Raw genomic sequence first — 14,332 nt, forward strand, 5'->3', positions numbered from 1 at the left:
GGTTTAAATTATATGCAGTTTATAAGACTAGACTCTGAAAGATTAACGCCTTCAAAAGTCGTCTGCGTTGGCAGGAATTATACGGCCCACATTGCAGAGTTAAATAACGAAACTCCCGATGAAATGGTGTTATTTAATAAACCTAACAGCGCAATTACACACACTCTAAGAGCTCAGCATAATGGCGATGTTTTGCACTACGAGACAGAGTTATGCTTTGTAGTAAAAAACAGAAAATTTGTAGGTGTTGGTCTTGGGCTTGATTTAACAAAACGCACCGTACAAAGTAAACTAAAAAATAAAGGATTACCATGGGAGCGCGCAAAGGCGTTTGATGGCTCAGTTGTTTTTAGTGAGTTTGTTGCATTAAGTGGCAGCGTACATGACTTTAAATTTGAATTAAAAATTAACGGCGCCGTTATTCAGCAAGGCGATACTCACTTCATGCTAAGTAAACCCGATGCTATTTTACAAGAAATCAGCGAGTTTATGCACTTAGACGATGGTGACGTAGTCATGACTGGTACGCCTTCAGGTGTTGGTGAAGTGGCTGAAAACAGTACTTTTTCTGTTGCTCTGTACGCTAATGAACAGTGTTTGATTGAGCATCAGTGGCAGGTAGCTTAAAGTTAATAACCTGCTGTTGATAGTGTTTGTTGAAGTCAGCAAAACTAGGGTTTAAAAAAGCATGCTGACTTTTTATGTACTCAGGTGACTGTAAAATGGTTGTTTTTAATGCATTGTTAATCCTTTTTATTGCTTGAGTTGCAAAGTTATTTTTTGCTTTTACAGCACAGCCCACTGCACCTCGTATAAAGCCATCTTCCTCTTCAGCCAAAGGGATACTGGTTATGTTATTAAACCTTCCTTGTTTATTAAAGTAGTCAGCCATAAATGGGTAATCAATAGAGTAGTCTAAAAAGCCACGGCTTAAGCGCGCAATCACGGCTTGGCTTTCGTTTTCGCTACTCCAGCTAAATGACGAGCTATTATTAAGTTTTGTATTGCTAATAATTGTGTTTATTCTATTTGAAAATTTGCGTGCCGCGGCTTGGCCGTAAATGTAGTTTTGATCGGCTAATAAATTAATTAAATTAATTGGTAAGCCGTGTTTTTTTGTTAATTTAGGGGCTAATTCTGTGGTTGTTAATACGGAGAATGGCGGGTAGACAGTGGTTGGGTTTGATAGTTTGAGTATGTGATTATTTTGTTTTTTATAAATAACACATGGAAAGCATACATTTTTACCTTCATTTAAATATTTATTTATACGCTGCTGTGGCACAACAAGCCGTGTATGCTTTACATCAGTAATTGTGTTAATTAGTTGCTCTGTTAAGTTGTCACAAAGCCCACCTTGTGGCGCTTTATCGCTTTTAGTTATGTGAAAAGGAGGTGTGTAACTTTGTAGCCAAATTATTTCTTTAATGGGCTCAGCTTGCTTAGTATTACCGAGTGCCGTGAACGATGAAAATAACAAACTAATTATTAATACGCGTTTTACCATTGCATAAACTTTCTTTAAAAAGTAATACTTTTAGTATAGATAGTAATTAACAATAATAAACAATCATTTTTTTATTAGTTAAAAAAAGCAGGTAGTGATTTACCTGCTTTTATACTTTTAAAAAACTAAAGCTAGTAAGGCATAGGATAGTTTTTGAAAATAGTCGCTATGCTCGTTAAGGTTTCGTCGTTTAAAGTGATATTAAACGCGTCTATGTCTTCTTTTAACTGTGCCATAGTTGTGGCGCCAATTATAGAAGACGTTACTCCATCTACCTGATTACACCACGCAAGAGCAAGTTGTGCTGGCGTCATATTATTTGCATGTGCAAGCTCTGCATATAGCTTGGTTGCTTGTTGGGCATTAGGGGTATCTCTAAAAATACCATTACGTTGTGCGAAGCTCCACCGCGAGCCTTTTGGACGAGCACCCTCTAGGTATTTACCTGTTAGCAAACCGGCTGCTAAAGGCGACCAAGGCAGGTAAGCAATATCTTCATGTACACATTGCTCAATCAAATAAGGCCAATCTTTAGCATGAGCTAAGCTAAATTCATTTTGAATAGACACCATGCGTGGCAAGTTGTGCTCTTTTGCCAAACTCACAAACTGGCTAATCCCCCAAGGTGTATCATCAGAGAGTCCGCAATGTTTAATTTTGCCCGCTTTAACACAGTCGTTAAGGCCTTCTAAAATATCAAGCATGCCAGCTTGGTGAGCTTGCGTATTTACATCACTAAATTTAAGTATTCCTGGCCACTGCCTTGCAAAGTGCGGTGTTGAACGATTAGGCCAATGTAATTGGTACAAATCAATATAATCGGTTTGCAAGCGCTTAAGGGAATTATCAACCGCCTCTATAACTGCTTGGCGGGTTATATCGCCACCCTCTCGTACCCACGATAGGCCATTACCCGCTACTTTTGTTGCCAGTACTATGTCGCTTCGTTTTTGTTGATTACGAGAAAGCCAGTCGCCAATAATTTGCTCTGTTTTACCGTAGGTTTCAGGCGAGGGAGGTACGGCATACATTTCAGCTGTATCAATAAAATTTACGCCACGCTCTAATGCATAAGCTATTTGATCGTCTGCGTCGCGTTGAGTGTTTTGAACGCCCCAAGTCATACTGCCTAGACAGACTCTTGAAACGTTAACCCCGCTGCTACCAAGTGGGCTGTATTGCATAGAAATTCCTTATGACTCGTCTTGTGCGTATTTTAGTAAGGCTGATAAAAGTGGTTCTATAATGGGGGCTTTTGCACCCGTTTTAAAATCAAACATCACTACTTTTGATGTGCCCGTGGTGGTTATCGCACTTTGTGCGTGACTAAATACAGTGTAATTCATTACAAACCGGTCGGTTTTAATATCTGAAATAGTGACCCCAACAGTTAGAGTGTCGGGAAAGGTAACGGGGCGCTTATAGCGAATAGTATTTTCACTTATAACAGGGCCAACTCCACCGGGTTTAATGGTGTCGAATAAGTTTAGTTTATTTAAAAAGTCTATTCGGGCTATTTCAAAATAACGCAGGTATACCACGTTGTTAACGTGCTGAAGGGCATCCATGTCGGCCCATGCTACAGTGATGTCGGTATGAATAGGGTGATTATCTTTGAACCTTTGCATGTACTTATAGCTCTTAACTTTAAAGCACTTAGATTATCAATATGAACTAGTGAGCTCAAGGGGATTTATAATTAGGTGGTTTTAAAAACTTTGTAACCAATTGATTTTGGTATACAGTTAAAAAACACACACAGGAGCACACACATGCAAAATATAATTAATTGGTTATTAGCTAGTTTAGTTTTTATAGCGTCGTTTACCTGTTATGCAATGGGTAACGCCTCTGGTGCTATTATTCTTATTTTGGCGGGGTTCTTTTTTGAGGTTTTGCTTTGGCTACGAAGTATGAAAGAGCAAGAAAGCACTAAACGTCTTTTTTAATTGCCACTGAGCTTGATTATAAATAGGGATTACATAATAATGACTGTATAAATAAACAGTCTTTATTGTGGTGATGAAAAAGTTTATACACATAGATATGGACTGCTTTTATGCGGCGGTAGAAATGCGAGACAACCCAAAGCTCGCAAATGTACCGCTTGCTATTGGCGGCAACAGTCGGCGCGGCGTGTTATCTACCGCTAACTATATAGCCAGAGAGTTCGGCGTGCGCTCTGCGATGTCTAATTACCATGCTAAGCAACTATGTCCCGATTTGGTTATTGTGCCCGGGCGTATGGCTGTTTATAAAGAAATATCGAGCCAAATACGCGAAGTGTTTAGTCGTTACACCCACCTTGTAGAGCCACTTTCTCTTGACGAAGCCTACCTTGATGTTACTGACAGCCAAGCATGTAAAGGCAGTGCTACACTCATTGCTCAGCAAATAAGAGCTGATATATACAACGCAACAGGGCTAACCGCTTCTGCAGGTGTGGCCCCAGTTAAATTTATTGCCAAAATAGCCAGTGACGAAAATAAGCCAAATGGCCAATTTGTTGTACTGCCTAATGAGGTTGACCCATTTTTAGAACAGCTGCCGCTAGGAAAAATTCCCGGTGTGGGTAAAGTCACATTAGAGAGATTAAATCTTAAAGGGCTTTATACAGGGAAAGATGTGCGTGAAAAAGGGGTGAACTGGATGCAGCAACACGTTGGTAATTTTGGTGTGTCGCTTTATCAAAAATGTGCGGGAGAATACATTGGTAGCGTTTCAACCGAGCGAATACGTAAGTCTTTAAGTGTTGAGCATACCTACGAATACAATAAAACCAGTCTGCAAGAATGCTTGGATCAGATCCCTAGCTTAATAGATGAATTAACTCGTAGGCTTGATAAGCAACAATTACAAAGTCGTATAAATAAATTAAGTGTGAAAGTGAAGTTTGCTAATTTTGTGGTGACCTCAGCCGATCAGGCTTATCATCAATTAAATACCGAAATTTTTGTTCAGTTACTCACTAAAGCGTATCAACGTGGTTTGCAGCAACCTGTTAGGTTATTAGGTATTGGCGTTGGTATTAAAAGCCAGCCTGAGCATAATTTACAATTGAGTATTTTGGATTGATGCGTGACGCTTTTACAAAGCGTTTTAGATAAATTAAACGCTTATCGCATCTTACTGGTCTTCAATATACAAATCGACGATAATAAAGGTCTATGTTTTTAACAGGATCTGTATTTATGGCATACCCTAAAGCTGTGTTAGCTCAATTAACAAGCGCTAGTCTTGAATGTGCATCACATGACGCACTGATCATCATAAGTGATGACTTTTCTAAATTACCTAATAATTCTCTTCGCGATGACGTTTTAGCTCAGTCAAAAATTGATGCGCGCATTGGCAAGCAGGTAACCTTACTTGTTATTGAAAATAAGCGTGTAATTTTAGCGCCAACGGGGCCGCTAAATAGAGATTACGACGATGTTCGTCGTTACTTTGATGCCGCTAAACTGGCAATCAATGAAGCCAAGTTATCAGGTAGTGTTAATCCAGCCTTGTTTTTACCAAGTTTGTCAGGCGATAGCCGTTATCAGCATGCATTAGAAGTTTCATTTTTAGGTATGTGCCAAGCACTTTGGCAGCCTTTAGAAGCGCGTGAGTACCACGGCGAAAAGATTGAGCCGATAGCCACTATTGGGTTAATTAATGCGAGTTCACAAACAGTTAAAGCTGTTAATGCTATTGCGGCTGGCCAGTATGCTGCTCGTGATTTATGTGGTACCGAGCCTGAGCGCATGGCGCCACCTCGCTTTGCTGATTATTGTGTTGATTTATTTAAAGGCACAAATATAGCCGTTGATGTAATAGGTGATATTACGGCTATTGATAAACATTACCCCATGTTAAGTACGGTTGCGCGTGCATCTTATGCGGTTGAGCGTCATCATCCACGAGTTGTTAAGCTTGAGTATGTGCCTGAGGGCGAAGTTACCCGCACTCTTATGTTTGTTGGTAAAGGCCTAGTTTACGATACCGGCGGTGCAGATCTAAAAGTGGGTGGTTATATGGCGGGTATGAGCCGTGACAAAGGCGGTGCTGCCTCGGTTGCAGGGTTTATGAAAGCCGTGGCTGACTACCAACCAGAAGGTGTGAAGGTTATTGCTTACCTAGCGGTTGTGCGTAATTCAATTGGGTCTGACTGTTTTGTACCTGATGAGATAATTACAAGCCGCGAAGGTGTACGCGTACGTATTGGTAACACGGATGCTGAAGGGCGCTTGGCAATGGGTGATCTACTAAGCGAAATGAAAGATTTAGCTAAAACAGAGGTTAACCCTACATTATTTACCGTTGCAACGCTTACAGGTCATGCCGCACGAGCAATGGGTCCTTATGGTGCCTATGTAGAAAATGGCCCAGCAAGGCTTGCTAAAGTTTCGCGCCAAATTGCTGATTGTGGCGATTTATGGGCTGATGGTGCAGAAGTATCACGATCGCGCCGTGAAGATTACGACTTTATAAAGCCACGTACGCTGGCGGATGATGTGCTTTCAAGTAATAACGCAGCTTCTGCAGTAACGGCACGTGGTCACCAATTCCCGATGGCGTTTTTAGCTGTTGTTGGCGGGTTAGACAAGCACGGAACAGACTCTACACAGCCGTTGCCATACGTGCATATGGATATTGCCGGTAGTGGTGTTGAAGGTGGTGATTGGCAACATGGCAAACCGACAGCCGCATCTGTTGCTAGTTTATTTGCCTGTTACTGCTTATAAACAGTTAACTACTTAAATGAAAAAGCCCTGTTTAACAGGGCTTTTTTTATACTCAATTTAATTTGAATCGATTAACAATAGATGAAAGCTCCGTACTACTTTGTTTGAGCTTATCACTGGCGCTATTGAGTTGCTTGGTATTATCTAACGATTGCTCAGTTGATTGAGATAAATCGTTAATGCGCAGGTTCACCTCATCTGCAGCTTGAGTTTGCTGCTCTGTTGCACGTGCAATTTGGCTGTTCATTTCAGTGATAACAGATACGAGTCGTTCAATTTCATTGAGTGAGTTATTTGCAGAGGATGCCTGTTCAACGGTTGATACAGAAAGCGTTTGGCTGGCTTTAACTGCGTCTACAGCCGCTCGGGTGCCTTCTTGTAGTTTACTGATCATTGATTGAATTTCGTCAGTGCTTTGTCCTGTTCTACTGGCAAGCGTACGTACTTCATCGGCAACGACTGCAAAGCCCCGACCATGCTCACCAGCACGTGCGGCTTCAATCGCAGCATTAAGCGCGAGTAGGTTTGTTTGTTCAGAAATACTTCTAATTACATCCAGTACAGAGCCTATGTTCTGACTTTCATTTGCTAAGTCTTCTGTTACACGACTTACTGTCTCGATGTTTGCCGAGAGTGTTTCTATGGCGGTTATTGTTTCTGCGACTACGTGTTTACCCGTTGATGCGTTATGTGCCGCATCATTAGCGGCTTGCTCTGCGGCTTCTGCGTTGCTGCTCACATCATGTATTTGATGGGTCATTTGCTCCATTGCCGCTGCAACTTGTGTCGAGCTGTCGTTTTGTAGCTCTATGAATGATTGGCTAGTTTTTGTTGAGTCATCAACGGTATGGGCATGTTCGTTAACATCGTTTGCGCTTTGTGATACATGTACCAACGATTCACGCATTTTTGAAACAAATAAATTAAATGAATGCGATAGCTTCGAAATTTCATCGTTACCTTCTTCATTTAAAGTGCGGGTTAAGTCGCCTTCACCCTGCGAAATATCTTTCATCATGTTGGCGGCAAGTCGCGTGGGTAGTAATACACTGCGTCCTATAAAGTAACTAAACACAATAACAGCTATGATCATTACTACGGCGTTTAAAATAATAAGGTTACGTTGAGACGAAAAAGCAGCATCTATGGTATCTAAATATACACCTGAGCCAATTATCCACTGCCATTGGTTAAACCCTTTTACAAAGGCAACTTTATCAACGGGTTGTTCTTCACCGGGTTTTGGCCACTTGTAAGGAATAAAGCCTTCGCCATCTTTTTTAGTAATATTAACCATTTCAACAAACAACGCTTTACCGTCTGGATCTTTATTGTTAGTTAAATCTTTACCTTCAAGGGCGGGTTTTATTGGGTGCATTACCATTTCTGGTTGGTAGTTGTTTATCCAAAAATAATTAGTTTTGTCATAGCGTAAAGCACGAATTGCATTCATTGCTTGCGTTTGTGCCTGCTGCTGTGTGAGTGTGTTGTTTTGTTCAAGTGTGTGAAAGTGTTCAATAATACTATAAGCAGTTTCCACTACATTTTGTGTTTTTAGGTATTGTTCGTATTTAAGGGCTTTATATTGGTTGTTTAAGCTAGAAACACTCAATACAATCAAGCCAAAAATAACAATGCCAACCAACATAGCAAAACGCTGAAAAATACTAAAACGTCGAAGATTAAGCATGTGCGTATCCTTTAATTATTTGCACAAAAAAGTGCACCAAATAAGTTTAGTAAAAATATGCGTTTAATCTAGGGCTAGTTTATATTTCGAGGTTAAATTTAAAGCTGTATTTGAGGCATTTAACTAAGGCTGAGTTTAAGACTCTTTTTAAATAAAAAAGGCTGATTATAAAATCAGCCTTGATAAGTTAGTTACTGTTTGTTATTTAACATCAAAATGACGGTTAAAGAAATTTGTAATAGTTTGGTGTAAATGAGTTTGAACTTGCTTACCGCGCAAGCTATGTTTTGAACCTGGGTAGGTCATCATTTCAAACTGTTTTTCACTGTCTTGTAGTTGTTTAAATAGTTTTGTTGCATGAGTAAACAATACATTGTCGTCTGCCATACCGTGATAAATCATTAGTGGTCCCTTAAGACCATCGGTATATGGAAATACTGCGCTAGCTTCATAACCTTTTGCATTTGTATCAGGGTGACCTAAATAACGCTCTGTGTAATGAGTGTCGTATAATGCCCAATCAGTTACCGGAGCACCTGATACACCGGCAGTAAAGTAGTCACCAGCTTTAAACATGGTCATAAGCGCCATATAGCCACCGTAGCTATGGCCGTAAATACCAATGCGTTTAGCATCTACGTAGTCAAGTGTACGTAAAAATTCAACGCCTTTAATTTGGTCGCTTACTTCAACGTCACCTAGGTTTTTGTATATAGCGTCTTCAAACTTTTTACCACGGTTGTACGAACCACGGTTATCAAGTTGAAAAATTACATAACCTTGCTGCGCCATATATTGAAAGTATAAATTTTTACTGCGCCAGCTGTTTGTAACGCGTTGAGCATGCGGGCCGCCGTATACGTTAACAATGACTGGGTGCTTTTTACCTGCACTCATATTAGTTGGTTTGAATAAGCGGTAATGCATTATTTGTCCATCGTCGGCTTTTAACGTGCCATACTCAGGTGTTGCTAAATTGCTCAAATAAGGTGTAAGTGGGTGGCTGTTATCTAGCTTGTTTTCTTCAAGCCAAGTAATAAATTCGCCGTTAACTTTACGCAGTGCTGCCGACTTAGGCTTATTAACAGAAGAACTTGTGTCAATAAAGGTTTTATTATCTTTTGCTAGCACTACGTTGTGGTACTGGCCTTGTTCAGTGATTCGTTTAGAGTCACCTTTTTTAAATAAAGGTGCGCTGTATAAGTGGCTTTCAAGTGGTGTGTCTTTTCTGCCAGCAAAGTACACAATGCCTTTTTTTTCATCAATGCCTTTTAGGCTATCAACAGCCCAGTCACCCGAAGTAATTTGACGAACTAGCTGTCCATTTGTGCGGTAAAGATAAAGGTGCTTAAACCCATCACGCTCAGAGGCCCACACAAAGTGTTTTTTGTCTTTTAAAAAAACGAGGTCAAAATGTAGGTTGATCCATGTATCGCTGTTTTCTGTTAGGGCTACTTTTTGCTTTTTAGACTCAGAGTCATAAAAGCGAAGTTCGAGTGTTTGTTGCGAACGATTTTGCCATTGGTAAGAAAGTGTTTTGCTGTCTTTTAACCATTTAGCGCGAGCAATGTAAATATCTTCGTCTTTACCTAAATCAATCCAATCAACATGTTGATTGTTTAATTTAACCACACCGAGTTGAATTTTAACGTTGTCGGTACCGGTAAATGGATAACGTTGATTAAAGAGCTTTACTTCGTCAGCGTATATTTCGTTGCGAATAGCTTCTTTAACAGGTGACTCATCAACACGTGTATAAGCAATTTTAGTTTCATCGCCCGACCACCAGTAGCCAGTCATGCGGCTCATTTCTTCTTGTGCTACAAATTCGGCCATGCCATTTTTAATAACGCCGCCACCGTCTTGGCTTAATTGAATTTCTTTACCTGAATTAAGTGCTAATGCGTATAGGTTTTGTTCGCGTATAAACGATACATAGTTTCCTTTTGGCGAAAAGCGTGCATCGGTTTCAAATGCATCTGTGTTGGTTAGCTTTTTACTTTTAGCTGAGGCTAAGTCGTAGTAATACAGATCGCCATTTAGCGGAAATAAAAGTGCTTTGCCATCGGTTGACCATGTGTATTCTAGAATACCTTTGCCAAAAATACGTTGGCGTTCGCGGCGTGCTTTTTCTTCGTCTGATAGGTTTTCAGGGCCAGAAAATAATTCGGCTGAATCGACCAATACACGATTAGTGTTATCTTCTAAGTTGTATTCCCACAAATCGTAGCGGTTGTAGTCGTCAGTTTTACCCTGTAGGTAAGTTACACGGCTTCCATCAGGTGAGAATTTAAGTTGAACGGGAGATTTACCTGATAGGCTTGGATCATCAAAAATGCGTTCTAGCGATAAAGGTTTTGCTTGAACACTGATAGCGCCCACAATTAGTGGTACAGCAAGTGAGAGGTGTTTTATTTTTTTTAGCACAAGGTTACCTTAGCTCAGTATAAATATTATTTTGAATGGTAAAGCCAAGCGTGTGCAACTGCAACTAAATGCTATAAAGTAGCAATTATTAAAGATTAACAAGGTAAAACACAATGACAGATAGCGACTTTGAACTGGCCGTTGAACTTAAACGAGATTGTATAGAGTTAGCCGATTGGCCACTGTGCAAGGTGCTTTTATTAAACGATAGCCTGTACCCGTGGTTTGTATTAGTGCCTAGGCAAGCTGGTTTAAAAGAAATAATCGACTTATCTGAAGACGATCAAGTGGTGTATTTAAAAGAGTCTGCAAAACTAAGTAAGTTACTTATTGAGGTTTTTAACCCAGATAAATTAAACGTCGCAGCTTTAGGGAATATGGTGCCGCAATTACACATTCATCATATTGCACGATTTAAAACTGATAAAGCGTGGCCTGCGCCAATATGGGGTAAGTTTGCGGCAGTCCCTTACACTGAAGAACAAATAGAAAAAATAAAAGCACGTTTTTAAAAGCGAAAACATTTACACAAGTGAGGATTAATATGAAATTACTTAAAACCCTGAGTACTAGCTTATTTATTATTGCGCTATCGGGCGGTTATGTTACAGCTACTGAGCCGCTAAATAATACTGAGGTTGTAAAAAAGGCAGATATTAAGAACTTTGCTGCTCATAGCAACCTTGTGTATTCGGCTGCGCAGCCTAGTAAAGAGCAATTAAAGCAATTGTCTAAAGCAGATGTGAAGCACGTTATAAATTTACGTGGAGCAAATGAACAAGATTGGGATGAAGGCGAGTTTGTGCAGGCGCTTGGCATGGATTATCACGCATTACCTATTTCTGGCGCGCAAGATATTACAGTAGAAAATGCCCGCAACCTAGCCAGTTTACTTAAAAAGCTAAACGGTGAGCCAGTTTTGGTTCATTGTGCAAGTAGTAATCGGGTCGGTGCTTTAATCGCTATATCAGCCCATGAAGACGGATTAAGCGTTGACGAAGCACTCGAAAAAGGAAGACGTTGGGGGATGAAAAGCCTTGAATCTAAAGTGCGTGATGTTATAAGCAAATAAAAATAAAGGCGTTACAAGGTTAACTGTAACGCCTTTTTAGTTTTAATTAGTTAAGACCAAGTACGTCTTTACCTTGTTTAAAGGTCACATCTACAGGGATGTTTGCTTGGCTTAGTTTTTCTAAATCTTTGGTGAGAGACTCTTTAATATCACCATGGGTTGCAATCAGCTGGTCGACTTTTTGGTAATCGCCGTCACCTTGCAAAGTTAAAATTAGACGAGAAAGCTTCGCCATAGCAATACTCATTTTTTCCATATTAACGCGGTAAAAGCCTTCTTCATTTTTAGAAAATGCGCCTTCTTGTGCAAAAAAGTTAAAGCGAATCATATTTGCTTTACCGTGTGCACTTGACGCGCCAAAGCGTACTGAGCGGAAAATACCGGCCATAAAAGTAATGTAGTAATCTTCAATGGTTCCTTCGCTGATTTCGCCTTTATTTAATAATTGCTCAACCATGTATAAACCTAAAATGTCGGCTTTACCTTCTTCAAGTGCGCTTGCGTGCTCTTGTAATGATTGGCGAACCGTTCCTTTACCCGTAATGGTATTTTTAATACCTAAACCATGCGCTACTTCATGGAACATGGTGTTTGCAAAAAAAGCATCAAAGGTAATGTGCTTTCGTTGTTCAGGCACGATTAACTGCTCTGAAATAGGCACTAAAATTTTATCAAATTTAGCGCGCATAGCATTTTTAAGTTGTAGGCGGCGCGTGCCTTTTTCTAACTGTACCTGTTCATCGTTAGGTAAGTTGATTGCAATGGTTTTACTGCCTGCATTTGAATGACCTGCATAATAAACAACGTCGTAGGCATTTAAGTCAGCATCTGAACCAGGTACTTCGTGTTTGTATTTGTCATCAACAGGTAAATCTTTTTGAAGTTCAGGCAAAAAGGCTGCAAACTTGGCAAGACGTTCGCTCCACTTTAAATCTTTGATTAATACATAAGATTCATAGGCAGTACGGTAGCCAAATAGTTGATCTTCGTAAGTTTCAATTGGTCCAATAACAACATCAATGGGGTTGTTTTTCATGTCCATCCACGCAAAATCAGAAACCTGAAAGTCATCTTTTTGCAGCGCGTCCGCACGAAGATTTAAGTAATTTGCAAATTCTTTATTGTCGGCAAGTTTGCTGGCTTGGCGAAGAAGGTCGGCTGCCTTTGCAAGTTCTGTTGCGTACTCTTTTGAGTAAGGCACGCTGTAAAGCTTGCCTTGTTCGTCGCGTTTGATAATTGAGTATAAGCCTGTTTTGTCTTCAACGTCTGCGTTGTTAAGCTCTTCTTTAGTTATATCCGCTGGGTAAAACTGCGCACCTAATGACTTTTCTTTATAACCTGAAAGGAACGTTTCATCGCCATTTAAACGATCCCACGGGCCGTAGTTTATGTCAGCAAATTTGCGAATTTGTTGATCGGTTAGCTTTGCTAAAAATGTCTCTTTATCTTCACCAAATGCTTGTTTCCAAAATAAGGCATCCATTATTTTTGACGCATCTATAAGGATGGCAATCATTGCTTTTTGATTGTCACTTAAGTGTGATAAATCGCTTTGTAAGCTAAAGTCGGTATATATATTTAAGCGTTGTTCATCAACATTAATAAGCTCAGGCCCCATTACTTTTACGGGTGTTTGCGATGTGGTCTCGGCTGGTGACGAAGGTTTATCTGAACACGCACTCAGAAAAACAACACCAGAGAGTAAAATGGCTTGGCTAATTTTATTTAAGATCATTATTTTGCCTATTTAAAAGTTAATTTAATGATAAGTAGATGCTTGTTGGGAGGCTCGTTGACGGCACGCTACTATATTGTGCCAGCATTAAAGCAAACCTAAACAGTAAATAGCAAGTATTAGGCGGTGTATGGGCAATAGTGTCGTTGAAAATGAGGGGCAGAAATAAAGTTATAAAATTTTCTTAACTTTAACGGTAAGTTAGGCAATACTGATTGTAAGTTTATTATTATAAAAATTAACTGTTGTAGCGTGTAGTAATATTACAACTAAAAAGGATGACTGCTTTATGTCTACAGAGAATGCATTATTAACAATATTAGTTGATAGAATAAATAACGATACACTTGTATTACCTACACTCCCTGAGGTTGCGATTAAAGTCCGCCAAGCTGCAGACGATCCTGAAGTTAATTTGATGCAAATGTCGGAAGTTATTTCACAAGACCCTTCGTTATCTGCTCGTATGATTAAAGTGGCTAATAGTGCAATCATGGGACGTGCGGTTAAGGTATCTACCTTACATCAAGCAGTCACCCGTATTGGATTACGCCAAATTAAAAATATAGCGACAGCGATGGCAATGGAACAACTATTTGTTTCTAACAACGACCTTATTAAAGGCTATATGGGTAAGGCGTGGCAAAAAACATTAACGGTGGCGAGTCATTCCATTACGCTAATGGAGTTTTACTTACAAAATAATAAACGTACCTCGTTAAATCGCGACTCAATTACCTTAGCTGCCTTAGTTTATAATATTGGTGTGCTGCCTATCTTAACTGAGGCTGAGCGTCACCCTGAAGTGTTTGCAAATCCTAGCTTCTTGGCACATGCCATTCAAAAACTAAGTGGTAAAATTGGCTCATCAATCATGGATGCGTGGGAATTTCCTGCAGAGTTCTCCGATGTAGCACTAAGTTGGGCAGATCCAAGCTATAAACCAGAACAAATAAGTTATGTAGATTTTATTCGAATTGGGGCTATTTTAGAGGGGACTTTACAGGTATCTGATAAATCAGCTGCTTTACAAACGTATATAGATAAAGGTGTTATTTCATCTATGCAGTTGTTCTCAAGCGATGAATACAACGAGATGCTTGTAGATGTAAAAGACATGTTTAGCTAATTAAGCCTTAAATTTAGCGCAATAAAAAAGCACGATTTAATCGTG

At 39.8% G+C, this 14,332-nt stretch carries 13 protein-coding genes; 7 read left to right on the forward strand and 6 right to left on the reverse strand.

Translation table 11 applies throughout. The features are described 5' to 3' along the window. Window positions 1-12: 12 nt before the first annotated feature. Entirely contained in the window at window positions 13-627 is a 615-nt protein-coding gene (locus tag R0J88_RS15025; RefSeq protein ID WP_410900306.1) for a fumarylacetoacetate hydrolase family protein, read from the forward strand. Here R0J88_RS15025 and R0J88_RS15030 read toward each other — a convergent pair. The 3 genes from R0J88_RS15030 to R0J88_RS15040 all read right to left on the reverse strand — a co-directional run bounded on the left by R0J88_RS15030 (window position 584) and on the right by R0J88_RS15040 (window position 3,135). Further along, the gene (locus R0J88_RS15030; RefSeq protein WP_008126520.1) at window positions 584-1,507 is read right to left on the reverse strand and encodes a hypothetical protein; all 924 of its coding nucleotides are present in this window, start codon (window positions 1,505-1,507) and stop codon (window positions 584-586) included. The two genes, R0J88_RS15025 and R0J88_RS15030, sit on opposite strands and share 44 nt — an antisense overlap. A 131-nt stretch (window positions 1,508-1,638) precedes the next feature. Further along, window positions 1,639-2,691: an aldo/keto reductase gene (locus R0J88_RS15035; RefSeq protein ID WP_410900307.1), complete on the reverse strand. Its 1,053-nt coding sequence runs from the start codon at window positions 2,689-2,691 to the stop codon at window positions 1,639-1,641. A gap of 9 nt (window positions 2,692-2,700) precedes the next feature. Continuing rightward, the gene (locus R0J88_RS15040) at window positions 2,701-3,135 is read right to left on the reverse strand and encodes an acyl-CoA thioesterase (RefSeq protein WP_410900308.1); all 435 of its coding nucleotides are present in this window, start codon (window positions 3,133-3,135) and stop codon (window positions 2,701-2,703) included. A 144-nt stretch (window positions 3,136-3,279) separates the two neighbouring features. On the opposite strand from R0J88_RS15040, the gene R0J88_RS15045 reads away from it, so the two are divergent. The 3 genes from R0J88_RS15045 to R0J88_RS15055 all read left to right on the forward strand — a co-directional run bounded on the left by R0J88_RS15045 (window position 3,280) and on the right by R0J88_RS15055 (window position 6,234). Beyond that, the gene (locus R0J88_RS15045; RefSeq protein ID WP_006793665.1) at window positions 3,280-3,456 is read left to right on the forward strand and encodes a hypothetical protein; all 177 of its coding nucleotides are present in this window, start codon (window positions 3,280-3,282) and stop codon (window positions 3,454-3,456) included. A 73-nt stretch (window positions 3,457-3,529) separates the two neighbouring features. Further along, complete coding sequence (dinB, locus tag R0J88_RS15050; protein WP_410900309.1) at window positions 3,530-4,582, forward strand: DNA polymerase IV; 1,053 nt, start codon at window positions 3,530-3,532, stop codon at window positions 4,580-4,582. 116 nt (window positions 4,583-4,698) lie between these two features. Beyond that, window positions 4,699-6,234, forward strand: coding sequence for a M17 family metallopeptidase (locus tag R0J88_RS15055; protein ID WP_410900310.1), 1,536 nt, complete (start codon window positions 4,699-4,701; stop codon window positions 6,232-6,234). A 52-nt stretch (window positions 6,235-6,286) separates the two neighbouring features. On the opposite strand, the gene R0J88_RS15060 is transcribed toward R0J88_RS15055, so the two are convergent. Beyond that, window positions 6,287-7,924, reverse strand: coding sequence for a methyl-accepting chemotaxis protein (locus R0J88_RS15060; RefSeq protein ID WP_006794285.1), 1,638 nt, complete (start codon window positions 7,922-7,924; stop codon window positions 6,287-6,289). Window positions 7,925-8,125: 201 nt separating this feature from the next. Then, window positions 8,126-10,351: a S9 family peptidase gene (locus R0J88_RS15065; protein WP_288337601.1), complete on the reverse strand. Its 2,226-nt coding sequence runs from the start codon at window positions 10,349-10,351 to the stop codon at window positions 8,126-8,128. Between the two features lie 113 nt (window positions 10,352-10,464). On the opposite strand from R0J88_RS15065, the gene R0J88_RS15070 reads away from it, so the two are divergent. Further along, window positions 10,465-10,863, forward strand: coding sequence for an HIT domain-containing protein (locus tag R0J88_RS15070; RefSeq protein WP_008126549.1), 399 nt, complete (start codon window positions 10,465-10,467; stop codon window positions 10,861-10,863). A 32-nt stretch (window positions 10,864-10,895) separates the two neighbouring features. After that, window positions 10,896-11,423 carry a fused DSP-PTPase phosphatase/NAD kinase-like protein gene (locus R0J88_RS15075; protein ID WP_410900311.1) on the forward strand — a complete coding sequence of 176 codons (528 nt, stop codon included), beginning with the start codon at window positions 10,896-10,898 and terminating at the stop codon, window positions 11,421-11,423. 46 nt (window positions 11,424-11,469) lie between these two features. Here the strand turns inward: R0J88_RS15075 and R0J88_RS15080 are convergent, their stop codons facing one another. Then, on the reverse strand, window positions 11,470-13,158 hold the full coding sequence (locus R0J88_RS15080) for a dipeptidyl-peptidase 3 family protein (RefSeq protein ID WP_410900312.1): 1,689 nt from the start codon (window positions 13,156-13,158) through the stop codon (window positions 11,470-11,472). Between the two features lie 289 nt (window positions 13,159-13,447). Between R0J88_RS15080 and R0J88_RS15085 the strand changes: the two genes are divergently transcribed. Then, window positions 13,448-14,287, forward strand: a complete 840-nt coding sequence (locus R0J88_RS15085; RefSeq protein WP_008126555.1) for an HDOD domain-containing protein — start codon at window positions 13,448-13,450, stop codon at window positions 14,285-14,287. Window positions 14,288-14,332: the final 45 nt, after the last annotated feature.

Origin of the sequence: Pseudoalteromonas sp. SIMBA_162 (assembly GCF_046535955.1) — a bacterium.
Lineage (GTDB): Bacteria > Pseudomonadota > Gammaproteobacteria > Enterobacterales > Alteromonadaceae > Pseudoalteromonas > Pseudoalteromonas marina.